General features: G+C 66.9%; 23 protein-coding genes and 1 pseudogene. 23 read left to right on the top strand and 1 reads right to left on the bottom strand.

Going from position 1 to position 22,891, the window contains the following annotated elements; translation table 11 throughout:
* The first annotated feature begins 15 nt into the window (after nucleotides 1-15).
* From QOC76_RS30435 to QOC76_RS30415, 5 genes and pseudogenes are all read left to right on the top strand, one after another.
* On the top strand, nucleotides 16-921 hold the full coding sequence (locus QOC76_RS30435; RefSeq protein WP_526363644.1) for a hydroxymethylglutaryl-CoA lyase: 906 nt from the start codon (nucleotides 16-18) through the stop codon (nucleotides 919-921).
* 3 nt (nucleotides 922-924) lie between these two features.
* A complete protein-coding gene (locus QOC76_RS30430) occupies nucleotides 925-1,536 on the top strand; it encodes a TetR/AcrR family transcriptional regulator (protein WP_526363602.1) in 612 nt (203 codons plus the stop codon).
* 91 nt (nucleotides 1,537-1,627) lie between these two features.
* Complete coding sequence (locus tag QOC76_RS30425) at nucleotides 1,628-2,866, top strand: acyl-CoA dehydrogenase family protein (protein WP_526363600.1); 1,239 nt, start codon at nucleotides 1,628-1,630, stop codon at nucleotides 2,864-2,866.
* Nucleotides 2,863-3,864, top strand: a pseudogene (locus QOC76_RS30420) (phosphotransferase family protein). The gene QOC76_RS30425 and the pseudogene QOC76_RS30420 overlap by 4 nt, the downstream one beginning before the upstream one ends.
* Nucleotides 3,861-4,199 carry a DUF6285 domain-containing protein gene (locus QOC76_RS30415; protein WP_526363598.1) on the top strand — a complete coding sequence of 113 codons (339 nt, stop codon included), beginning with the start codon at nucleotides 3,861-3,863 and terminating at the stop codon, nucleotides 4,197-4,199. Before QOC76_RS30420 ends, QOC76_RS30415 begins: the two are co-directional and overlap by 4 nt.
* On the opposite strand, the gene QOC76_RS30410 is transcribed toward QOC76_RS30415, so the two are convergent.
* Entirely contained in the window at nucleotides 4,165-4,809 is a 645-nt protein-coding gene (locus tag QOC76_RS30410) for a class I SAM-dependent methyltransferase (protein ID WP_526363596.1), read from the bottom strand. The genes QOC76_RS30415 and QOC76_RS30410 overlap by 35 nt on opposite strands.
* A gap of 58 nt (nucleotides 4,810-4,867) precedes the next feature.
* On the opposite strand from QOC76_RS30410, the gene QOC76_RS30405 reads away from it, so the two are divergent.
* From QOC76_RS30405 to QOC76_RS30320, 18 genes are all read left to right on the top strand, one after another.
* The gene (locus QOC76_RS30405) at nucleotides 4,868-5,278 is read left to right on the top strand and encodes a nuclear transport factor 2 family protein (protein WP_526363594.1); all 411 of its coding nucleotides are present in this window, start codon (nucleotides 4,868-4,870) and stop codon (nucleotides 5,276-5,278) included.
* Between the two features lies 1 nt (nucleotide 5,279).
* Nucleotides 5,280-5,816: a YceI family protein gene (locus QOC76_RS30400; RefSeq protein ID WP_526363592.1), complete on the top strand. Its 537-nt coding sequence runs from the start codon at nucleotides 5,280-5,282 to the stop codon at nucleotides 5,814-5,816.
* 52 nt (nucleotides 5,817-5,868) lie between these two features.
* Entirely contained in the window at nucleotides 5,869-6,270 is a 402-nt protein-coding gene (locus QOC76_RS30395) for an Rv3143 family two-component system response regulator (RefSeq protein ID WP_526363590.1), read from the top strand.
* Between the two features lie 168 nt (nucleotides 6,271-6,438).
* Nucleotides 6,439-6,810, top strand: coding sequence for an NADH-quinone oxidoreductase subunit A (locus tag QOC76_RS30390; protein WP_526363588.1), 372 nt, complete (start codon nucleotides 6,439-6,441; stop codon nucleotides 6,808-6,810).
* Nucleotides 6,801-7,355: an NADH-quinone oxidoreductase subunit B gene (locus QOC76_RS30385; RefSeq protein WP_526363586.1), complete on the top strand. Its 555-nt coding sequence runs from the start codon at nucleotides 6,801-6,803 to the stop codon at nucleotides 7,353-7,355. Before QOC76_RS30390 ends, QOC76_RS30385 begins: the two co-directional genes overlap by 10 nt.
* Nucleotides 7,356-7,402: 47 nt before the next feature.
* Complete coding sequence (locus tag QOC76_RS30380) at nucleotides 7,403-8,095, top strand: NADH-quinone oxidoreductase subunit C (RefSeq protein ID WP_526363642.1); 693 nt, start codon at nucleotides 7,403-7,405, stop codon at nucleotides 8,093-8,095.
* Nucleotides 8,095-9,480 carry an NADH-quinone oxidoreductase subunit D gene (locus tag QOC76_RS30375; RefSeq protein WP_526363584.1) on the top strand — a complete coding sequence of 462 codons (1,386 nt, stop codon included), beginning with the start codon at nucleotides 8,095-8,097 and terminating at the stop codon, nucleotides 9,478-9,480. The genes QOC76_RS30380 and QOC76_RS30375 overlap by 1 nt, the downstream gene beginning before the upstream one ends.
* 60 nt (nucleotides 9,481-9,540) lie before the next feature.
* Nucleotides 9,541-10,437: an NADH-quinone oxidoreductase subunit NuoE gene (nuoE, locus tag QOC76_RS30370; protein ID WP_526363582.1), complete on the top strand. Its 897-nt coding sequence runs from the start codon at nucleotides 9,541-9,543 to the stop codon at nucleotides 10,435-10,437.
* A gap of 1 nt (nucleotide 10,438) precedes the next feature.
* Nucleotides 10,439-11,764, top strand: a complete 1,326-nt coding sequence (nuoF, locus tag QOC76_RS30365; protein WP_526363580.1) for an NADH-quinone oxidoreductase subunit NuoF — start codon at nucleotides 10,439-10,441, stop codon at nucleotides 11,762-11,764.
* Nucleotides 11,764-14,154 carry an NADH-quinone oxidoreductase subunit G gene (locus QOC76_RS30360; RefSeq protein ID WP_526363578.1) on the top strand — a complete coding sequence of 797 codons (2,391 nt, stop codon included), beginning with the start codon at nucleotides 11,764-11,766 and terminating at the stop codon, nucleotides 14,152-14,154. Before nuoF ends, QOC76_RS30360 begins: the two co-directional genes overlap by 1 nt.
* Complete coding sequence (gene nuoH, locus QOC76_RS30355; RefSeq protein WP_526363576.1) at nucleotides 14,151-15,371, top strand: NADH-quinone oxidoreductase subunit NuoH; 1,221 nt, start codon at nucleotides 14,151-14,153, stop codon at nucleotides 15,369-15,371. The genes QOC76_RS30360 and nuoH overlap by 4 nt, the downstream gene beginning before the upstream one ends.
* On the top strand, nucleotides 15,364-15,915 hold the full coding sequence (gene nuoI, locus QOC76_RS30350) for an NADH-quinone oxidoreductase subunit NuoI (RefSeq protein ID WP_526363574.1): 552 nt from the start codon (nucleotides 15,364-15,366) through the stop codon (nucleotides 15,913-15,915). Before nuoH ends, nuoI begins: the two co-directional genes overlap by 8 nt.
* The gene (locus tag QOC76_RS30345; protein WP_526363572.1) at nucleotides 15,912-16,679 is read left to right on the top strand and encodes an NADH-quinone oxidoreductase subunit J; all 768 of its coding nucleotides are present in this window, start codon (nucleotides 15,912-15,914) and stop codon (nucleotides 16,677-16,679) included. The genes nuoI and QOC76_RS30345 overlap by 4 nt, the downstream gene beginning before the upstream one ends.
* Nucleotides 16,676-16,975 carry an NADH-quinone oxidoreductase subunit NuoK gene (nuoK, locus tag QOC76_RS30340; protein WP_526363570.1) on the top strand — a complete coding sequence of 100 codons (300 nt, stop codon included), beginning with the start codon at nucleotides 16,676-16,678 and terminating at the stop codon, nucleotides 16,973-16,975. The genes QOC76_RS30345 and nuoK overlap by 4 nt, the downstream gene beginning before the upstream one ends.
* A 7-nt stretch (nucleotides 16,976-16,982) precedes the next feature.
* Nucleotides 16,983-18,866 carry an NADH-quinone oxidoreductase subunit L gene (nuoL, locus tag QOC76_RS30335; protein ID WP_526363568.1) on the top strand — a complete coding sequence of 628 codons (1,884 nt, stop codon included), beginning with the start codon at nucleotides 16,983-16,985 and terminating at the stop codon, nucleotides 18,864-18,866.
* A 5-nt stretch (nucleotides 18,867-18,871) separates the two neighbouring features.
* The gene (locus tag QOC76_RS30330; RefSeq protein WP_526363640.1) at nucleotides 18,872-20,455 is read left to right on the top strand and encodes an NADH-quinone oxidoreductase subunit M; all 1,584 of its coding nucleotides are present in this window, start codon (nucleotides 18,872-18,874) and stop codon (nucleotides 20,453-20,455) included.
* Nucleotides 20,452-22,035 (top strand): NADH-quinone oxidoreductase subunit NuoN, encoded by a 1,584-nt coding sequence (gene nuoN / locus QOC76_RS30325; protein ID WP_526363566.1) that lies wholly within the window; start codon nucleotides 20,452-20,454, stop codon nucleotides 22,033-22,035. The genes QOC76_RS30330 and nuoN overlap by 4 nt, the downstream gene beginning before the upstream one ends.
* 78 nt (nucleotides 22,036-22,113) lie before the next feature.
* The gene (locus QOC76_RS30320; RefSeq protein WP_526363564.1) at nucleotides 22,114-22,890 is read left to right on the top strand and encodes an enoyl-CoA hydratase; all 777 of its coding nucleotides are present in this window, start codon (nucleotides 22,114-22,116) and stop codon (nucleotides 22,888-22,890) included.
* Nucleotide 22,891 lies beyond the last annotated feature (1 nt).

Below are 22,891 nucleotides of genomic sequence, written 5' to 3'. Positions count from 1 at the left end.
CGAGGAGCAGACCAGATCCAGCTACCGACTCATGTCGACATTCGCGACGTCTCGCTGCGCGACGGGCTGCAGATCGAGGATCCGATCCCGCTGTCCGCCAAGCTCGAACTTCTCGCCGCCGTCGCCGCCACCGGGGTGCGCGAGATGGAGGCGACCGCGTTCGTCTCCCCGTCGAAGGTGCCCGCCCTCGCCGACGCCGCCGAACTCGCGGCCGAACTGTCGAACTTCGATGGCATCGAGTTCTCCGCACTCGTTGCCAGCCCGAACGGAGCCAAGCGGGCGATCGCGGCAGGCCTGCACTCCATCGAATACGTGGTGTCGGCGGCCGACGGCCACAGCCGGTCGAACGTCGGACGCTCCACCGCCGAGTCGACGGCACTCGTCCCCGGGATCATCGCGATCGCCCACGACAGCGGGGTGTCGGTCGAGGTCATCGTCGCGACGGCATGGGACTGCCCGTTCGACGGCCCGACGCCCCCGCAGCGGGTCCTCGACATCGTCAAGGTGGCGCGCGACAACGGCGTCGACCGGCTGGCGATCGCGGACACCATCGGCACCACGACACCGAAGCGGGTCGGCGACCTGGTAGCCCAAGTTCGTCCGCTCAGCGGCGACATCCCGCTCGGCGCGCACTTCCACAACACCCGCGGGGCCGGGCTGGCCAGTGCGTACGCCGCCGTCTGCGCCGGCATCACGCGGCTCGACGCGTCCGTCGGCGGTCTCGGCGGCTGCCCCTTCGCCCCAGGCGCGAGCGGCAACATCGCCACCGAGGACCTGGTCTATCTGCTGCGGGACAGCGGGATTCATGTCGACGTCGATCTGCAGGCGGCGATCGCGGCGGCCGGGGTTGCCCAGAGGGCCGTCGGACACGAGCTGCCGGGCGCCCTGCTGCGGGCCGGCGACCGGCTTCTCGGTGAGTAGCTTGTGCCCGCCGAGACGCTGACCCCGAAGGGCCGCCAGACCCGGCTTGCGATCGAACAGGCCGCCAGAAAGCTGTTCGCCGAGCGGGGCTTTCACGGCACCACGCTGGCCGACATCACATCGGCGGCAGGCAAGTCGCCTGCGGTGTTCTACCGCTACTACACCGACAAGGAAGACCTGCTCGCCGCGCTGGCCGAGTCCTTCCTGCGGGACATCGTGACACCGTCGGGGTTGCGCCTGCACCTGGCGGAGTCGCCGAACGACAGCGAGTTCTTCACCTCTGTGGTCACCGGCTACTGGAACATGTTCAAGCAGAACATCGGGATCATGATCGCCGTCGCCCAGCTGGCCGCGACGCAGCGGCGATTCGCCGACGTCCAGAACGAGTTCCGGCGCTTCGGCATGGACATCGTCGCCGCATCGGTGCGGCGGGCGCAGGAACAGGGTTACGGCGCCGAACTCGATCCCGCGCATACCGCGGCCGCGATCGCGCTGCTGTTCGAGAACTTCACGACGGTGTTCGTCGGCCGCTCGGGCCTCGGGCTCGAGATCACCGACTCCGACGCCATCGCGACGCTCTCGACGATCTGGAAGAAGACGCTGTACGGGTTCTGAGAACGGCGCGCACGCGAGGAGCAAAACAGAGCGCGGACGCGAGGAGCAAAACAGAGCGCGCACGCGAGGAGCAATTAGAAAGGGAATCACCGTGGATTTCGCTCTCCCCGAGCACCTTCCCGGCCTGCTGGCCGAGATGGACGAGTTCATCGAGGCGGAGATCAAACCGCTGGAACGCGAGAACATCCAGTACTTCGACCAGCATCGCGAGAACGCCCGCACGGATTGGGACAACGGCGGCATCCCGCGGCGGGAATGGGAGGATCTGCTCGGCGAGATGCGCAGGCGCGCCGACGCGGCGGGCTGGCTGCGCTACGGGTTGCCGTCGCAGTTCGGTGGCCGCGACGGCACCAACATCGACATGGCGGTGATCCGGGAGCATCTCGCGCACAAGGGTCTCGGACTGCACAACGACCTGCAGGACGAGTCGTCGATCGTCGGCAACTTCCCTCAAGTCATCATGATGGACCGGTTCGGCACCGACGCGCAGAAGCAGGAGTGGACCGATGCCCTGATCACCGGCGAACGGTCGATGGCGTTCGGGCTGACCGAACCGAACCACGGCTCCGACGCCACCTGGCTGGAGACCCGCGCCGACGCCGACGGCGACGGCTGGATCATCAACGGTGCCAAGAGGTTCAACACCGGGGTGCACAGGGCCACCCACGACCTTGTCTTCGCGCGCACCTCGGGTGAGCAGGGCCAGGCCCGAGGCATCACCGCACTCCTGGTGCCGACGGACGCACCCGGGTTCTCCGTGCCGTACTACTGGTGGACGTTCAACATGCCGACCGACCACGGCGAGGTCGAGCTCAAGAATGTCCGGGTGGCCGGCGAGGCCGTGCTCGGCGAGGTGGACCGCGGCCTGGAGGTGGGTCAGACGTTCCTGCACGAGAACAGGATTCGGCAGGCGGCGAGCAGCCTCGGCGCCGCGCAGTACTGCATCGACCGCGCCGTCGGCTATGCCAACGAGCGCAAGGTCTTCGGCAAGCCGCTCGCGGTCAACCAGGCGGTGCAGTGGCCGCTGGTGGAGCTGCAGACCGAGGCTCAGATGGTGCGGCTGTTGGTCTACTACGCGGCCACAGCCCTGGACGGGAACCACCACATGGAGGTGTCCGACAAGGTATCGATGGCCAACTACCGCGCCAACCGGCTGGTGTGCGAGGCGGCCGACCGTGCGATGCAGGTGTTCGGCGGCGTCGGTTACAGCAGGCACGAGCCGTTCGAGCACATCTACCGTCATCACCGCCGCTACCGCATCACCGAGGGCGCGGAGGAGATCCAGATTCGACGGGTGGCTCAGCGGCTCTTCGGTTTCGGCCGCAAGTGACGCGCACGCGAGGAGCAGGACCAGCGGAAGACGAATTGGCAGAAGTTCTTCGACCGGTCATCGGCGAGGTGACCATCGAGAACCTCAGCACCTTGACCGGCGGGGCGAGCCGCACCACATGGGCGTTCGACGCGGTCGGCACCGCCGAGGGGCGGCAGGCATTGATCCTGCGCACCTGACCGCCCGACGATGTCCATGCGGGCATGGAACTGGAGGCCGCCGTCCAGCAGCGTGCGGCAGCCGTTGGCGCGCCGGTGCCGCGCATTCTCGCCGCGGACAACTCGACTGCGGCGCTGGGCTATCCGTATCTGATCTGCAACGCGATCGCGGGCGAGACGATCGTCAGGAAGATCTATCGCGCCCTCGACCGTGCTGACGGGGATGCCGGACGCGACCGACTGCTGCGGCAGTGCGCGCACGCGCTGGCCGCCATCCACCGTGCAGATCCGGACGGGATCGGCCTCGCGCAGACCGAGCAGCTGGCCGAGTGGCGTGACCGGCTCGACGCGATGGGCGACACCACGGCGACATTCGAGTGGGCGTTTCGCTGGTTGGCGGCCAACCGGCCTGCGCGGACGCCGCCGCGGCTGGTGCACGGGGATTTCCGCATGGGCAATCTGATCGTCGACGAGTCCGGTCTTGCGGCCGTGCTGGACTGGGAGCTCGTCCACGTCGGCGAGGTCTACGAGGATCTGGCCTGGTTCTGCATCCGGGCCTGGCGGTTCGGCGCGCCGGAGGTGCTCGGTGCGGGTGGCCTCGGCAGCGTCGAAACGTTTCTGTGCGCCTACGAAGAGGCCGCAGGCGTCGACCTCGATCGCGACACGTTCGGCTGGTGGCTGACGGTGGCGACGCTGCGCTGGGGAGTCATCTGCCGCTTCCAGGCCGAGCGCCACCTGTCCGGGCAGACGCCGTCGGTCGAGCTGGCCGCGATCGGCCGCCGCGTCAGCGAAACCGAATGGGACGTGCTCGACCTGCTGGAGAGAGGTGCCCCACGATGAGTTCGCTCTACGGGCGGCCGACTGCCGCCGAACTCGTCGCGGCCGTTGCCGATTTCCTGGACACCGACGTCCGGCAGGCCACCGACGGGCAGGTGTCCTTCCATGCCCGCGTCGCGGCCAACGTGCTTCGCACCGTCGAGCGCGAACTGCTCGACACCACCGCCGGTGAGGCAACCGACGCGCTGAAAGACCTGGGATTCGACGACGAAACCCGGCTGGCGGCGGCCATCCGCGCAGGCGAACTCGACGGCAGGGCAGGCGAGGTGCTGCCATGCCTACGCACCCTGGTGCGTCATCGCCTCACGATCGCTCATCCGGGATATGACGGGCCCTAGCCAGCCACGCCGGCTCGTCGAGACGGGTGCCGATGGGAATGCCGAGCGCCTCGGCGTGAATTTCGGTGACGATGCCGCCATAGGTCGACGGCTCGAGCGACTCCAGCGCCCACCCGTCGGCGAACGCGTCCCGAATGGCCTCCCCGCTGACGGAGGGCCCGAATCCGCGGCCCTGATCGGAGAGCGCGAGCACGTGCACGACGCCGCCCGGCGCGCACGCTTTGTGAAGGCTTGCAACGTATTTCGGGCGGTCAGTGTCGTCGAAGATGTGGAATAGCGCGCTGTCGACGATGGTGTCGTAGCGAGGCCGGCCGGGCAGCTTCATCGCGTCGGCGACCTCGAACCGCGCCCCCACGCCCTTGGCGTCGGCATTCCGGCGGGCCTGCTCGACCGCCTCCTGCGCGAAATCGATGCCGAGCACGTCGTAACCGAGCCGGGTGAGCAGGATCGTGTGCTCGCCGGTTCCGCAGCCGATGTCGAGGACCCTGCCCCGGATCAGCCCCGCCCGTTCCAACTCGACGATCGCGGGTTGCGGTTCGCCGATCACCCACGGCGGGGTGGTGGTCCGGTAGAACTCATCGAATCGGGAGTAGGCGGGTGTCGTATCCATATACCCAGTGTTGTACCTCAACCGAACTTGAGGTCAACTGAGAGCGAGGAGGGTCCACATGCCCACAGTCACCGCCGACGTCGTCGCCGATGTCGCCGACCGGCTCTTCGCCGCCATCGAGAGAGGCGACGCCGCGACCGTCGAGGCCATGTGGGCCGCCGATGTCCTGGTGTGGAAGTCCGCGGAACCCCAGGACCAGGTCAAGAAACGCGCCCTGCGGGTCATCTCCTGGTTCATGGACACCACCACCGAACGCCGCTACGAGATCATCGACCGCCAGTTCTTCGACGGCGGATTCGTCCAGCAGCACGTGCTGCACGCGACCGGTCGCAACGGCGGATCGATCTCGATGCGGGTCTGCATCGTCGTTAAGGTGGGGTCCACCGGGCTGGTCAGCCGCATCGATGAGTATTTCGACCCGGCGGAGATCGCCCCACTGCTCGGTCCGACGCACCAACAGGAAGAGTGACATGGCAAGCCTCAGCGAATTTTTCAGCGATCCCGGATCGGCCGGGACATGGACCGTCGTAGCCGATCAGTCGACGATCGCAGTGAAGGCCAAGTCGATGTGGGGCCTGGCACCCGTCAAGGGACGCTTCACCGAGTTCAGCGGCGACGGCCAAGTCACCGCTCCCCAAACCGTTTCCGGACGCATCGACGTCAAGGCCGCATCCTTGCGCACCGGAATTCGCAAGCGCGATGAGCATCTGCATTCCGCCGACTTCTTCGACGCCGAGAGATTTCCCGACATCAGCGTGGTCGTCACCGGAGCCGATGCCATCGACGGCGACACCATCGGTCTGCGTGCAGAGCTGACGATCAAGGGCACGACGAAACCATTGGCGCTGAAGACCGCAGTGACGCCGGTCGGTGACGGCGGAATGCGGCTCACCACCCAGACCACCATCAACCGACAGGACTTCGGAGTGGACGGCAACATGATCGGGATGATCGGAGACAACGCGACGATCTCCGGCGACGTCGTGTTCCGCCGTACCGCGACCTGACTCCCGCCGGTTGTCGGCGGCCGAGCGCCTGGAGTGGTTTAGCATCTGGCGCATGCCCGAACCAGCTCGGCCACTGCGAATCCTCGTCTACAGCGACAACCCGAGGACCCGCGAGCAGGTCCGGCTTGCGCTGGGCAAGCGCGTGCATCCCGACCTGCCCGAGCTGACCTACCTCGACGTAGCCACCGGCCCGATGGTGATCACGCAGATGGACGAGGGCGGCTTCGATCTGGTCATTCTCGACGGCGAGGCCACGCCCGTCGGCGGGATGGGAATAGCCAAGCAGCTCAAGGACGAGCTGGACGACTGCCCACCGATCCTGGTGCTCACCGGCCGCCCCGACGACGCCTGGCTGGCGAACTGGTCGCGTGCCGAGGCCGCCGTCCCGCACCCGATCGACCCCATCCGTTTGGGTGAGGCCGTTGCGTCGCTTCTGCGCTCCCCCGTGCAGTAGCACCTTTTTGCGAAACCGCCTGCGGCCATTGGTTCTTCGGGGCATGCCAAAGTGGCCGGTTTGCAACCTGAATCGATACTAACCCCTTGTTGCGGCATGCATTTCGAACATCGCTAGGCTGTGGGTCAGCTCACATCGGAAAGCCCACGAGGGAGCGGTCACAACTGCATGAACCTGTATCTGCCCATCCTGATACTCGGCGCGATTGCTGCCGGGTTTGCCGTGTTCTCGGTCGTTGCTGCGCTGCTCGGCGGACCACGGCGGTTCAACCGTGCCAAGCTCGAGGCATACGAGTGCGGCATCGAGCCGATGCCGGAACTGGCCAACCCACAGGCCGCCGGCCAGCGGTTCCCGATGAAGTACTACCTCACCGCGATGCTCTTCATCGTGTTCGACATCGAGATCGTGTTTCTTTACCCGTGGGCCGTCGCCTTTGACAGCCTCGGGGTATTCGCGCTGGTCGAGATGCTGCTGTTCATGGCCACCGTGTTCGTGGCGTATGCCTACGTCTGGCGCAGAGGAGGCTTGAATTGGGACTAGAGGAAAAACTGCCGAGCGGCATTCTGCTCTCGACGGTCGAGAAGCTGGCGGGCTATGTCCGTAAGGGCTCGCTGTGGCCCGCGACGTTCGGCCTGGCTTGCTGCGCCATCGAGATGATGGCCACGGCGGGCCCGCGGTTCGACATCTCGCGGTTCGGCATGGAGCGGTTCTCGGCAACGCCCAGGCAGGCCGACCTGATGATCGTGGCCGGGCGGGTTAGCCAGAAGATGGCGCCGGTGCTGCGGCAGGTTTACGACCAGATGGCCGAGCCCAAGTGGGTGCTGGCGATGGGTGTGTGCGCGTCGTCGGGCGGGATGTTCAACAACTACGCCATCGTGCAGGGTGTTGACCACGTCGTTCCGGTGGACATCTACCTGCCCGGCTGCCCGCCGCGGCCCGAGATGCTGCTGCACGCGATCCTGAAACTGCACGACAAGATCCAGGAGATGCCGCTGGGCGTCAACCGTGAGGAGGCGGTCCGCGAAGCCGAGAAGGCGGCGCTGGCGATCCCACCGACCATCGAGCTCAAGGGATTGCTGCGGTGACGCAATCCAACGAGCCCGGCCAGCACAGCGAGCACACTGAGGACGCCCTGGCGCATCCCGTCGACTTGACCGACGGCAAGGGCGAGAAGGAGGTCGTCGGCGTCCGTCGCGGCATGTTCGGCCCCGAGGGGTCCGGCGACACCTCCGGCTACGGGCGACTGGTCCGCGAGGTGGCGATGCCCGGCAGCTCGCCGCGCCCCTACGGCGGCTACTTCGACGAAGCCGTCGACACGCTCGCGGCTGTGCTCGGCGAACAGGCATTCGAGGCGGCCGTCGAGCGGGTGGTCGTGCAGCGCGACCAGCTGACCCTGGAAGTCCGACGCGAACACCTGCGCGCGGTCATGCAGGCGCTTCGCGACGACCCGGGCCTGAGGTTCGAGCTGTCCCTCGGCGTCAGCGGTGTGCACTACCCGGCCGACAACGGGCGCGAACTGCACGCCGTCTATCCGTTGATGTCGATCACGCACAACCGTCGCATCCAGGTGGAGGCGACCGCACCGGACGCCGACCCGCACATTCCGTCGCTGTTCACCGTCTACCCGACCACCGACTGGCACGAGCGGGAGACCTACGACTTCTTCGGGATCATCTTCGACGGTCATCCCGCGCTGACCCGAATCGAGATGCCGGACGACTGGGTCGGACACCCACAACGCAAGGACTACCCGTTGGGCGGCATTCCGGTTGAGTATCACGGCGCCGAGATACCGCCGCCCGACGAGCGGAGGGCCTACAGCTGATGAGCACCCCCAACACCCCGCCGGAGAGCGGGGGATCAGACACCGCGCACGCGAGGAGCGGATCCGACACCGCGCACGCGAGGAGCGATAAGACCTCCGTCGTCATGGTCGGCGGTGAGGACTGGGACCAGGTCGTGACGGCGGCCGCAGAAGCGCAGGCCGGCGAACGGATCGTGGTCAACATGGGACCGCAGCACCCGTCGACGCACGGCGTGCTGCGGCTGATCCTCGAGATCGAAGGCGAGACCATCGTCTCGGCCCGCTGCGGCATCGGCTACCTGCACACCGGGATCGAGAAGAACCTGGAGTACCGCACCTGGATCCAGGGCGTCACGTTCGTCACCCGAATGGATTACCTCTCACCGCTTTTCAACGAGACGGTGTACTGCCTCGGCGTCGAGAAGCTGCTCGGGGTCACCGACGACGTCCCGGAACGCGCCAGCATCATCCGGGTGATGATGATGGAGATGAATCGCATCTCGTCGCACCTGGTGGCGCTGGCCACCGGCGGGATGGAGCTGGGCTCCATGGGCGCGATGTTCTACGGCTTCCGCGAACGCGAGCAGATTCTGTCGATCTTCGAGACCATCACCGGGCTGCGGATGAACAACTCCTACATCCGCCCCGGCGGGCTGGCCGCCGACCTGCCCGACGAGGCCCTTCCGCAGATCCGCGACATGCTCAAGCTGATGCCGAAGCGGCTCAAGGACCTCTCAGACCTGTTGAGCGAGAACTACATCTGGAAGGCCCGTACCCAGGGCATCGGCTACCTGGATCTGACGGGGTGCATGGCACTCGGCATCACCGGCCCGGTGCTGCGCTCCACCGGGCTCCCCCACGATCTGCGCAGGGCGCAGCCGTACTGCGGGTATGAAACCTACGACTTCGACGTCATCACCGACGACGGGTGTGACGCCTACGGCCGGTACCTGATCCGGGTCAAGGAGTTGCACGAGTCGCTGAAGATCATCGAGCAGTGCGTCGAGCGACTGGAGAAGACGCCGGGCCGGGTGATGCTCGACGACAAGAAGCTTGCGTGGCCGGCCGATCTGAAGCTGGGTCCCGACGGGCTCGGTAACTCGCCTGAGCACATCGCGAAGATCATGGGCCACTCGATGGAGGGCCTGATCCACCACTTCAAGCTGGTGACCGAGGGCATCCGGGTGCCGCCGGGGCAGGTCTACGTCGCGGTGGAGTCGCCCAGGGGCGAACTCGGCGTTCACATGGTCTCCGACGGCGGCACAAGGCCGTACCGGGTGCACTACCGCGACCCCTCGTTCACGAACCTGCAGGCGGTCGCCGCCATGTGCGAGGGCGGCATGGTCGCCGACGCGATCTCCGCGGTCGCGTCGCTCGACCCGGTGATGGGCGGGGTGGATCGATGAGCGCTCGCGCGAAGAGACGAGGACACAGATGAGCGCTCGCGCGAAGAGACGAGGGCACAGATGAGCTTGACGCACAACGGTTCTCCGGTCTTCATCCAGCTCGGTCAGCGCCCCGACGAGGCCGGTCCGCCGATCGCGGGCGAATCGCTGTACCCGGCCGACGTGACGGCCCGGCTCGAGGCCAGCGCGAAGGACATCATCGCCCGGTACCCGCGGTCGCGGTCGGCGCTGCTGCCGCTGCTGCACCTGGTGCAGTCCGAGGACGGCTACCTCACCAAGGCGGGCCTCGCGTTCTGCGCCGCCCAACTCGACCTGACCGAAGCCGAGGTGACCGCGGTCGCCACGTTCTACTCGATGTATCGGCGCACCCCGACCGGCGAGTATCTGGTCGGCGTCTGCACCAACACGCTCTGCGCGATCATGGGCGGCGATGCCATCCTCGATTCTCTGCAGGACCACCTGGGCGTGCACGCAGGCCAGACCACCGAAGACGGCCGCGTCACCCTCGAACACATCGAGTGCAACGCCGCGTGCGACTACGCACCGGTCGTCATGGTCAATTGGGAGTTCTTCGACAACCAAACGCCGTCGTCGGCAAGGGATCTTGTCGATTCACTGCGCGCGGGTGAACAGGTCGTGCCCAGCCGCGGCGCGGCGTTGTGCAGTTTTCGCCAAACCGCCCGCATCCTCGCAGGGCTGCCCGACGATAGACCGGTCACCGCGGACGGGCAGGTGGCGACGGCCACGCTGGCCGGGCTCCGGGTCGCCCGCGAACTCGACATGGAAGCGCCGTCGCCTGACAGCGAGGCGACCGCGCCGCCGCCGAAGTCCGACGGCACCAAGACGGAAGCCGTCGAGACCACGAAAGACGAGCCGGCGCCTGGACCGTCGGCCACTGTGCCGGCCGAACCGGCCACCTCCGAAACCGACCCGAGCAAAACGGATTCACGCGACTGACATGGCACCTGCTACTCCCCTGACACCCGTATTCAGCCGGTACTGGGACGAACCCGAACCCTGGTCGCTGGACACCTACCGCCGCCACGACGGATACCGCGCACTGGACAAGGCGCTAGCGATGGATCCCGACGAGGTCATCGCGCTGGTGAAGGACTCCGGCCTGCGTGGTCGCGGGGGCGCCGGCTTCCCGACGGGCACCAAGTGGTCCTTCATCCCGCAGGACGACACCGGCGCCGGCGCGAAGCCGCATTATCTGGTCATCAACGCCGACGAGTCGGAACCCGGCACGTGCAAGGACATTCCGCTGATCCTCACCACACCGCACTTCCTCGTCGAGGGGGCGATCATCGCCGCCTATGCGATCCGCGCCCACCACGCGTTCATCTACGTCCGCGGTGAGGTGGTGCCGGTGCTGCGGCGGCTGCAGGCCGCCGTCGCGGAGGCATACGAAGCCGGCTACCTCGGAACCGATATCAACGGCTCGGGCTTCGACCTCGAACTGTTGGTGCACGCGGGCGCGGGTGCCTACATCTGCGGCGAGGAGACCGCGCTGCTCGACTCGCTCGAGGGCAGGCGCGGCCAGCCCCGACTTCGGCCACCGTTCCCCGCGGTGGCCGGCTTGTACGCGTGCCCGACGGTCGTCAACAACGTCGAGTCCATTGCCAGCGTGCCGCCGATCGTCCTCAACGGCATCGACTGGTTTCGATCGATGGGCTCGGAGAAGTCGCCCGGCTTCACGCTCTACTCGCTGTCGGGGCACGTCACCAACCCCGGGCAGTACGAGGCGCCGCTGGGCATCACGCTGCGCGAACTGCTCGAGTACGCGGGCGGAGTCCGCGCAGGCCATGAGCTGAAGTTCTGGACGCCCGGCGGTTCGTCGACCCCGCTGCTGACCGCCGAACACCTCGATGTGCCACTGGATTACGAGGGAGTGGCAGGTGTCGGGTCGATGCTGGGTACCAAGGCGCTGCAGATCTTCGACGAGACCACCTGCGTGGTGCGGGCGGTGCGGCGCTGGACGGAGTTCTACGCCCATGAGTCGTGCGGCAAGTGCACACCCTGTCGTGAGGGCACCTACTGGCTGAGCCAGATCTACGAGCGACTCGAAACCGGGCGCGGCACCGAAGACGACATCGGCAAGCTGCTGGACATCTCCGACACCATCTTCGGAAAGTCGTTCTGCGCGTTGGGCGACGGTGCGGCGAGCCCGATCCTGTCGTCGATCAAGTTCTTCCGCGACGAGTATGTCGAGCATCTGGACGGCGGCTGCCCGTTCGATCCGCACGCCTCGACCCTGATGGCGACCGAGGGGGTGGGTGCCTGATGACGGTGACCGAGCCGAGCCAGGGTGCGCCTGCAGTGGAGATGGTGAACCTGACCATCGACGACGTGCCGATCAGTGTGCCCAAGGGCACGTTGGTGATTCGCGCGGCCGAGCTTATCGGCGTCCAGATCCCCCGGTTCTGCGACCACCCGTTGCTCGATCCGGTGGGCGCGTGCAGGCAGTGCCTCGTGGAGGTCGAGGGCCAGCGCAAGCCGATGGCGTCCTGCACCATCACCTGCACCCCCGACATGGTGGTCCGTACGCAGATGACCTCGGAGTCGGCCGACAAGGCTCAGCACGGCGTGATGGAACTGCTGCTCATCAACCACCCGCTGGACTGCCCGGTCTGCGACAAGGGCGGCGAGTGCCCGCTGCAGAACCAGGCGATGTCGAACGGCCGGGCGGAGACCCGCTTCGAAGACGTCAAACGCACCTTCCCCAAACCGATTCCCATCTCGTCGGAGGTGCTGCTGGACCGTGAGCGGTGCGTATTGTGTGCGCGCTGCACACGGTTCTCCCAGCAGATCGCGGGCGATCCGTTCATCGAGCTGTTGGAACGCGGCGCGCTGCAGCAGGTCGGCATCGCGCCGGGTGAGCCGTTCTCGTCGTACTTCTCCGGCAATACCGTGCAGATCTGCCCGGTCGGCGCACTGACCAACACGGCCTACCGGTTCCGGGCGCGGCCGTTCGACCTGGTATCCAGCCCCACCGCCTGTGAGCACTGCGCATCGGGATGCGCTCAGCGCACCGACCATCGGCGCGGAAAGGTGTTGCGCCGGTTGGCCGGCGACGACCCCGAGGTCAACGAGGAGTGGAACTGCGACAAGGGCCGGTGGGCGTTCAACTACGCAGGAGTCGGCGACCGCATCACCACCCCGCTGATCCGCGAAGACGACGGCAAGCTTCGGCCTGCATCGTGGTCGGAGGCGCTCGGCGTGGCGGCGTCCGGTCTCGCCGCGGCGGCAGGGCGGGCAGGTGTGCTGGTGGGCGGCAGAAGCACCGTCGAGGACGCCTACGCTTACTCAAAGTTTGCCCGGATGGTGTTGGGCACCAACGACATCGACTTCCGGATTCGCGCGCACAGCCAGGAGGAGGCCGACTTCCTGGCGTCCAATGTCGCGGGACAGCCGATGACGGTCACCTACGCCGATCTGGAGAAGGCGCCCGCGCTGCTGCTCGCCGGCTTCGAGCCGGAGGACGAGTCGCCGATCGTCTTCCTGCGGCTGCGTAAGGCCGCCCGCGAGAACGGTCTGCAGGTGCTGGCCGTCGCACCGTTCGCCACCCGGGGCCTTACCAAGATGTCGGGCACGCTCATCCGCACCGCGCCCGGCGGCGAAGCGGCCGCACTAGACGAACTCGCAGAACAGGCGCTGCTCAACCAGCCAGGCGCGATCATCCTCGTCGGAGAGCGCCTGGCGACCTCTCCCGGAGCCCTCTCCGCGGCAACCAGATTGGCCGCGGCGACCGGTGCCCGTCTGGGCTGGGTCCCCCGCCGAGCCGGTGACCGCGGCGCGCTCGAGGCCGGCGCGCTGCCGAACCTGCTGCCCGGCGGCCGGCCCGTCGCCGACGCATCGGCGCGGGAGCAGACCGCCATCGCGTGGCACATCTCCGAGCTGCCGGACACCCCTGGCCGCGACACCGCGGGCATCCTGGCCGCGGCGGCGGACAGACAGTTGGACGCTCTCCTCATCGGCGGGGTGGAGCTCGCCGACCTGCCTGATCCCGACGCGGCCTTGGCCGCCATCGACGCGGTGCCCTTCGTCGTCAGCCTGGAGCTGCGGGAAAGCGCAGTCACCGACCTCGCCGACGTGGTCTTCCCGGTCGCGCCGGTCGTCGAGAAGGCCGGCTCGTTCATCAACTGGGAGGGCAGAATTCGGCCGTTCCAGCCGTCGCTGCCCAGCAACGCGACGCCCGATCTCCGGGTGCTGTACACGCTGGCCGACGAGATCGGTGTCGACCTCGGGCTGCCGGATGCGGCGGCCGCAGGCGAGGAGCTGGCCCGGCTCGGCTGGTGGGGCGGCGCACGGCCCAGTGGGCCCGACGCGTCGGCGCACATCGCCGCCGAGCCCGGCAACGGTGAGGCAGTGCTGACCGGTTGGCGGATGCTGCTCGACTCCGGCCGGCTGCAGGACGGCGAGCCCTATCTCGCGGGCACCGCCCGCGCACCAGTGGCGCGGCTGTCGGCGACCACCGCCGCCGAAATCGGTGCAGCCGAGGGCGAGCCGATCACCGTCGCCACGAAGCGGGGCGAGATCACCCTGCCACTCGAGATCACCGGCATGGACGACCGGGTGGTGTGGCTGCCGCTGAACTCACCGGGATCGGCGGTCTATCAACAACTCGGTGTGACCGCGGGCGCCGTGGTCTCGATCGGACGGGTGCAACTATGACGGATCTCTCGGCTTTCGGGCACGACCCGATCTGGCTGATGGCGATCAAGGCAGTCGGCATCTTCGTATTCCTGCTGCTGACCGTGCTGGCGGCGATCCTGATCGAACGCAAGCTACTCGGCCGCATGCAGATGCGCTTCGGCCCCAACCGAGTTGGCCCCAAGGGGATGCTGCAGTCACTGGTCGACGGCTTGAAGCTCGGCTTGAAGGAAGGGCTGATCCCGGCAGGCGTCGACAAGCCCATCTATCTGCTGGCGCCGGTCATCTCGACGGTGCCCGCCTTCATGGCCTTCGCCGTCATCCCGATGGGTCCGGTGGTTTCGATCTTCGGCCACCGGACTCCGCTTCAGCTGACCGACCTTGCGGTGGCAGTGCTCTACATCCTCGCGGTCACGTCGATCGGGGTGTACGGCATCGTGCTCGCAGGGTGGGCGTCGGGCTCCACCTATCCCCTGCTCGGCGGCCTGCGGTCGTCCGCGCAGGTCATCTCCTACGAGATCGCGATGGCGCTGTCGTTCGCGGCGGTGTTCCTCTACGCGGGCACCATGTCGACCTCCGGCATCGTGGCCGCCCAGAACGGCACCTGGTTCGTGTTCCTGCTGCTGCCGTCGTTCCTGGTGTACCTGACGTCGATGGTCGGCGAAACCAACCGCGCGCCTTTCGATCTGCCAGAGGCCGAGGGCGAACTGGTCGGCGGCTTCCACACCGAGTACTCGTCGCTGAAGTTCGCGATGTTCATGCTCGCCGAGTACGTCAACATGACCACCGTTTCGGCACTGGCTACCACGATGTTCCTCGGCGGCTGGCACGCCCCGTGGCCGATCAACATGTGGGACGGCGCCAACACCGGCTGGTGGCCGCTGCTGTGGTTCACCGCCAAGGTGTGGGCGTTCCTGTTCGGCTACTTCTGGCTGCGCGCCACGCTGCCGCGGCTGCGCTACGACCAGTTCATGGCGCTGGGCTGGAAGATACTCATCCCGGTCTCGCTGGTCTGGATCGCGATCGTGGCCACCACCCGCAGCCTGCGGAACGAGGGCCACGCCGCGTTGGCCACAGGCCTCGTCGCCGCAGGGACCGTGGCCGTGCTCGTCGTCGTCGTGCTGCTGTGGCGAACAGTGCGGGCCAGAACGATCCGCAGAATCCCGGTGCAGGCGGTCGACACGGGCGTCTTCCCGGCACCGCCGCTGCCCCCAGCAAAGGAGAAAGCCGATGCCTAAATTCCTCGATGCGATAGCGGGTTTCGCGGTCACGTTCGGGACCATGTTCAAGAAGCCGATCACCGAGGAGTATCCGGAGAAGCCCGGCCCCGTCGCAAAGCGCTATCACGGCCGCCATCAGCTGAACCGGTACCCCGACGGGTTGGAGAAGTGCATCGGCTGCGAACTGTGCGCGTGGGCCTGCCCCGCCGACGCCATTTACGTCGAGGGTGACGACAACACCGCAGAGGAACGTTTCTCGCCGGGCGAGCGCTACGGCCGGGTGTACCAGATCAACTATCTGCGCTGCATCGGCTGCGGCCTGTGCATCGAGGCCTGTCCGACGCGCGCATTGACGATGACCAACGAATACGAGATGGCCGACGACAACCGCGCAGACCTGATCTGGGGCAAGGACAAGCTGCTCGCCCCGATGCAACCGGGCATGGTGGGGCCACCGCATCCAATGCAGCCGGGCAGCACCGACGAGGACTACTACCTGGGCAACATCAAACCTGTTCCGCGCACGCAAGGAGCAGAAAAAGTTCCCGAGGATGTGCAGTGAACCTAGAATTCGTCGCGCTCGCCGCCGCTTCCGCCGGCCACACCTCGACGGCCGAGGCGGTCACGTTCTGGGTGTTCGGCGCGGTCGCACTGGTCGGCGCCATCGGCGTGGTGGCCGCGCCCAAGGCCGTGTACTCGGCCATCTTCCTCGCGACGACAATGATGTCGCTCGCGGTGCTCTACATCGCCCAGGAGGCGCTGTTCCTCGGCGTGGTGCAGGTGGTCGTCTACACCGGCGCGGTGATGATGCTGTTCCTCTTCGTGCTGATGCTGATCGGTGTCGACCTGTCGGAATCGCTGGTGGAAACTATTCGGGGGCAACGCTATTCGGCGCTGATCGCGGGCGTCGGCTTCGGGGTGCTTCTGATCGCGGGCATCGGCAACGCGTCGGCGTCCGGCTTCATCGGCCTGTCGGAGGCGAACAGCAGCCAGAACGTCGAAGGCTTGGCCGCGCTGATCTTCACCCGTTATCTGTGGGCGTTCGAGTTGACCGGCGCGCTGCTGATCACCGCCGCGCTCGGCGCGATGGTGCTGGCGCACCGGGAGCGCTTCGAGCGTGCCAAGACCCAGCGCGAGCTCGCCGAAGAGCGGTTCCGCCCCGGCGGCCACCCGACCCCGATGCCGAATCCCGGCGTATTCGCCAGACACAACGCCGTGGACCTCGAGGCACGACTACCCGACGGCTCGGGCTCCGAGCTGTCGGTCGCCGCGATCCTGCAACGACGGAGCGTGGATGAATCCGGCGCACACGAGGAGCGTGGATGAATCCCGATAACTACCTGTATCTGTCCGCACTGTTGTTCACCATCGGTGCGGCGGGAGTTCTGCTGCGCCGCAACGCCATCGTCATGTTCATGTGCGTGGAGTTGATGTTGAATGCGGCTAACCTCGCCTTCGTGGCGTTCTCCCGCTTGCACGGGCACCTCGACGGCCAGGTGGTCGCGTTCTTCACCATGGTGGTCGCGGCCTGCGAGGTTGTCGTCGGCCTTGCCATCATCATGACCATCTTCCGCACCCGCCGCTCGGCCTCGGTCGACGACGCCAGCCTGCTGAAAAACTAAGGCCGCGATGACGATTCCGATTTGGCTTCTGATCGCCCTGCCTCTGGCAGGTGCGGCAATACTGCTGCTGTCGGGTAGACGATCCGATCCGTGGGGCCACCTCCTCGGCTGTGCGACGTCTCTGGCGTCCTTCGCCGTCGGCGCGCTGCTGTTCGTCGACATGCTCGGCAGGGACGGCGAGAAACGGGCCGTCGGCGAGAAGCTGTTCGCGTGGGTGCCGGTCGGCGAACTGCACGTCGACTTCGGCCTGCAGCTCGATCAGCTCTCGGTGTGCTTCGTGCTTCTGATCACCGGTGTCGGCTCGCTGATCCACATCTACTCGGTCGGCTACATGGCCGAAGACCCCGGCCGCCGCAGGTTTTTCGCGTATCTGAACCTGTTCCTCGCCGCGATGCTCCTGTTGGTGCTGGCCGACAACTACCTGGGCCTCTACTTCGGCTGGGAGGGCGTCGGCCTGGCGTCCTACCTGCTGATCGGGTTTTGGCAGCACAAGCCGTCGGCCGCCACCGCGGCCAAGAAGGCGTTCGTGGTCAACCGCGTCGGCGACGTCGGCCTCGCCATCGCGATGATGGTGATGTTCGCCTACATCGGTTCGATCTCGTTCGAGGGCGTCTTCGCCGCCGCACCGCAGCTGAACCAGGGCACGCTCAACGCGATCGGCCTGCTGCTGCTGCTCGCCGCATGCGGTAAGTCGGCACAGGTGCCGCTGCAGTCCTGGCTCGGCGATGCGATGGAAGGCCCCACCCCGGTGTCCGCGCTGATCCACGCCGCGACCATGGTCACCGCGGGTGTCTACCTGATCGTCCGGTCCGGACCGGTGTTCGACCTGGCGCCAGGCGCACAGCTCGGCGTCGTCGTCGTCGGCGCCGTCACACTGCTGTTCGGCGCGATCATCGGCTGCGCCAAGGACGACATCAAGAAGGCACTCGCCGCGTCGACCATGAGCCAGATCGGCTACATGGTGCTCGCCGCGGGCCTCGGGCCTGCCGGCTACGCGGTCGCAATCATGCACCTGCTGACCCACGGATTCTTCAAGGCCGGCCTGTTCCTCGGCGCGGGCTCGGTCATGCACGCGATGGACGACGAGGTGAACATGCGTCACTACGGCGGCCTGCGCACGCTGCTGCCGATCACCTTCGCCACATTCGGGCTCGGCTACCTCGCGATCATCGGGATCCCGCCGCTCGCGGGGTTCTTCTCCAAGGACGGGATCATCGAAGCGGCGCTCGGTGCCGGCGGGGCCAAGGGCATTGTCCTCGGCGGGGCGGCGATCCTCGGCGCAGGAATCACCGCGTTCTACATGACACGGGTCATGCTGATGACGTTTTTCGGTGAGCGGCGGTGGAAGGCCGACACCCATCCGCACGAGGCACCGCGGGTGATGACGTGGCCGATGATCCTGCTGGCGGTCGGCTCGGTGGTATCGGGTGGTGCGCTCGCGATCGGCGGCACCTTGGAGCACTGGCTGGAACCGGTCGTCGGTGCGCACGAAGCATCCCATGCGGTGCCCGCGTGGGTGGTCACCGTCATCGTGCTGTCGGTCGTCGCGGTCGGCATCGTCATCGCCTACCGGATGTATGCGCAGAAGACTGTGCCCGACACCGCACCCGAAGACGTGTCGGCGCTGACCGTGGCCGCCCGCAGGGATCTGTACGGCGACGCGATCAACGAGGAGCTGCTGATGAAGCCGGGACAGCTCCTGACCAAGGATCTGGTCTGGATTGACGACAAGGGCGTCGACGGTGCCGGTAGCGGGCTGGCCGCACTGGTCGGACGGGTATCGGACGGCCTGCGGCAGCTGCAGACCGGCTTCGCCCGCTCCTACGCGCTTTCGATGCTCGCGGGCGCGGCTCTGGTCGTCGCCGTGATCTTGGCGGTGCAACTGTGGTGACCTCGATGCCCTGGATGACGATCTTGTGGGCGGTGCCGGTGCTTGGCGCCGCGCTCGTCATGCTGATTCCCGCGACGGGCCGTGCGGCGGCCAAATGGTTTGCGCTGGTGATCTCGGTTGCCGTGCTGGTGCTCGTCATCGTCGTCGCCGTCGGCTTCGATCCCGGCGGTCCGCAGTACCAGTTCGTCGAAAAACACCCGTGGATACCGTCATTCGGAACGGGTTACATCCTGGGGATCGACGGCATCGCGCTGGCCCTCGTCGTGCTGACCGCCGTGCTCGTGCCGCTGCTTATCGTGGCGGGCTGGAACGACGCCGACGACCAGGTCGGCTTGCGGGGTCGCTCCACCCACACCTATCTGGCGCTGACCCTCGCCGTCGAGGGCATGGTCATCATGTCGCTCGTCTCGCTCGACGTGCTGCTGTTCTACGTCTTCTTCGAGGCGATGCTCATCCCGATGTACTTCCTCATCGGCGGGTTCGGCGGACGGCGCTCCGGGTCCGGTGACGCCGGCTCCGCGGCGTCGAAAGCGGCCGTGAAGTTCCTGCTGTACAACCTCTTCGGCGGATTGATCATGCTGGCCGCGGTCATCGGCCTGTACGTGGTCACCGCTGGAAGCGACGCCTTCGAGGCAGGCACATTCGATTTCCGGGCGATCGTGGCCGCCGTCTCCAGCGGTGAGCTGGCGATCAACCCGGCGATCCTCAACGCGCTGTTCCTCGGCTTCATGTTCGCGTTCGCCGTCAAGGCTCCGCTGTGGCCATTCCACCGCTGGCTGCCCGACGCCGCCGTCGAGGCCACCCCCGCGAGCGCGGTGCTGATGATGGCCATCATGGACAAGGTCGGCACCTTCGGCATGCTGCGGTACTGCCTGCAGTTGTTCCCCGATGCGTCAACGTATTTCCGGCCGTTGATCATCACGTTGGCGGTGATCGGCATCTTGTACGGCGCGGTCCTCGCCATCGGCCAGACCGATGTGATGCGGCTGATCGCCTACACGTCGATCTCGCACTTCGGCTTCATCATCCTCGGTATCTTCGTGATGACGAGCCAAGGCCAGTCGGGCTCGACGCTGTACATGGTCAACCACGGCATCTCCACGGCTGCGCTGTTCCTGATCGCCGGATTCCTGGTGTCGCGCAGGGGAACCCGTTTGATCAGCGCCTATGGCGGCGTGCAGAAGGTGGCCCCGGTCCTGGCGGGTACGTTCCTGGTCGCCGGGCTTGCGACGCTGTCGCTTCCCGGTCTGGCTCCGTTCATCAGCGAATTCCTGGTGCTCATCGGCACCTTCACGCGCTACCCGGCCTTCGCGGTGGCGGCGTCGCTCGCTCTGGTTCTCTCCGCGATCTACATCCTGTGGATGTACCAGCGGATGATGGGCGGCCCGGTCGCCGAGGGCAACGACAAGCTGCGTGACCTGATCCCCCGCGAACTGGCGGTGGTGGCGCCGCTGATCGCACTGCTGCTTGTGCTCGGCGTATATCCGAAAGTGGCTCTGGACGTGATCAATCCGGCCGTCAGCCACACGCTGACCACCGTCGACCAACCCGATCCCGCACCCAAACTGGCGGAAGGCCGCCCACGATGAACCTGCCAACGCCCAGCGTCGAATACGCTCTGCTGTCGCCGATGCTGATCGTGTTCGGGGCCGCCATCGTCGGCGTGCTCGTCGAGGCCTTCGTCCCACGTGCGCGGCGCTACGCCGTCCAGGTGGTGCTCAGCCTGGTGGGCCTGGCCGCCGCGTTCGTCGCGGTGGTGCAGGTGGCCCGCGACCTGCACGGCCAAACCGGCCGCACCGCGGTGATCGGCGCTGTCGCCGTCGACGCACCCTCGCTGTTCCTGCAGGGCACGATCCTGCTGGTCGGCGTTCTCGGGGTGCTGCTGATCGCCGAACGTCGCATCCCTGCCGAGTCGGAGTCCGAATCCGAACGGGCTGCGGGCGGTTTGGATGCGTTCACCCCGCAGGCCTCAGCGGTCGTGGGCAGCGTCGCGGAGAAGGTCGCCGTCAAGGCCGGCGTGATGCAGACCGAGGTGTTCCCGCTGACATTGTTCGCTCTCGGCGGGATGCTGCTGTTTCCCGCGGCGGACGACCTGCTGACGTTGTTCATCGCGCTCGAGGTGCTGTCGCTCCCGCTGTACCTGATGTGCGGGCTGGCCCGGCGCCGTCGCCTGCTCTCGCAAGAGGCGGCGCTGAAATACTTTCTGCTGGGCGCGTTTTCGTCGGCGTTCTTCCTGTACGGCGCCGCGATGCTGTACGGCTACGCGGGCACGCTGAGCCTGGTCGGGATCGCCGACGCCATCCACGCCAACGACGGCAAGGCGTCGCTGGCGTTGATCGGCGTTGGCCTGCTGCTCGTCGGAGTGCTGTTCAAGGTCGGCGCGGTGCCGTTCCACTCCTGGATTCCCGACGTCTATCAGGGCGCGCCGACACCGATCACCGCGTTCATGGCCGCGGCCACCAAGATCGCCGCGTTCGGTGCCCTGCTGCGCATCTTCTACGTCGCCGTGCCGGAGATCCGCGGCGATTGGCGCCCGGTGCTGTGGGCGATCGCGATCCTGACCATGATCGTCGGCACCCTGACCGCGGTGACCCAGTCCGACATCAAGCGGATGCTCGCCTACTCAGCCGTCGCGCACACCGGTTTCATCTTGACCGGCGTGATTGCGCTCAACGAGTCCGGTCTGTCGTCGACATTGTTCTACCTGTTCGCCTACGGGTTCAGCACGCTGGGCGCCTTCGCCGTCGTCGGCCTGGTCCGCGACAGGAACGGTGAGGAAGAGACGACGATGACGCGCTGGGCCGGCCTGGGCCGTCGGTATCCCATTGTCGGCATTGTGTTTTCGTTGTTCCTGCTCGCCTTTGCGGGAATTCCGCTGACGAGCGGATTCGTCAGCAAGTTCGCGGTGTTCAAGGCTGCGGGCGAGGGCGGCGCGATTCCCCTGGTGATCGTCGGCGTGATCGCCAGTGCCATCGCCGCGTATTTCTACGTGCGGGTCATCGTGCTGATGTTCTTCACCGACCCGCCCGACGATGCGCCCGACGTGGTGGTGCCGAGCTTCTTGACCACCGCCGTCGTCACGGTCACCGCCGCCGTGACGTTCGCGCTCGGCGCGCTGCCGCAGCCGCTGCTGGACCTGGCGAACATCGCCGACCAGTTCCTGCGCTAGCCCCCAGCGCCGCCCAAACCAACGTTTGGGCGCAAAAGTGCGAGAGGATTTCGCCATTATGTCGATCTCGGCGTAAAGATGGTAGGCGTGTTGGTTCTCACCGCCGATCACGGCGCAGTTCGGGTGCTGACGCTGAACCGGCCCGCGGCCAGGAATGCGTTGAGTCGCGCGCTGATCAAGGCCGCGTACACGGCGTTGACCGAGGCAGACGCCGACGAGGCGGTGCGGGCAGTGGTGCTCACCGGTGCGGATCCCGCGTTCTGTGCGGGCGTGGATCTCAAGGAGGCGCAGCGCGACGGGCTGGGCTACTTCGAGGAATTCCGGTCGCAAAGCTGCATCGCCGCGACGGCGCAGATGCGCACGCCGATCGTCGGGGCGATCAACGGGGCGGTGTTCACGGGCGGCCTGGAGATGGCGCTCGGCTGCGATTTCCTCATCGCATCGGAGCGGGCGGTGTTCGCCGACACCCACGCCCGCGTCGGGATCCTGCCCGGCGGCGGGATGACGGCGCGGCTCCCCCAACTCGTCGGCCTCGGCATGGCCCGGCGCCTCTCGATGACCGGCGAGGTCGTCGACGCCGCCCGAGCCGAGAAGATCGGTCTGGTCACCGAGGTCGTCGCACACGAGCGACTGCTCGACCGCGCGCTCGAGCTGGCCGGCCAGATCGCCGAGGTATCCGGCCCGACCATGTTGGGGCTGAAAGAGATCTACACCACCGGAGTCGCTCCAGTGATCGATCCCGCGTTGGCCGCCGAGCAAAAGATTGCGTTCGCGCAACATCGCGATTTCGACAACCTCGGCGATCGGTTCCGTGCGGTGTCCGAGCGCAACAAGCGACAGATCGACGGCAGCTAGT

Source organism: Mycobacterium sp. (assembly GCF_032159565.1).
GTDB lineage: Bacteria > Actinomycetota > Actinomycetes > Mycobacteriales > Mycobacteriaceae > Mycobacterium.
Note: the sequence above shows the minus strand (reverse complement) of the source record. Positions and strands in the feature narration are given on the sequence as shown.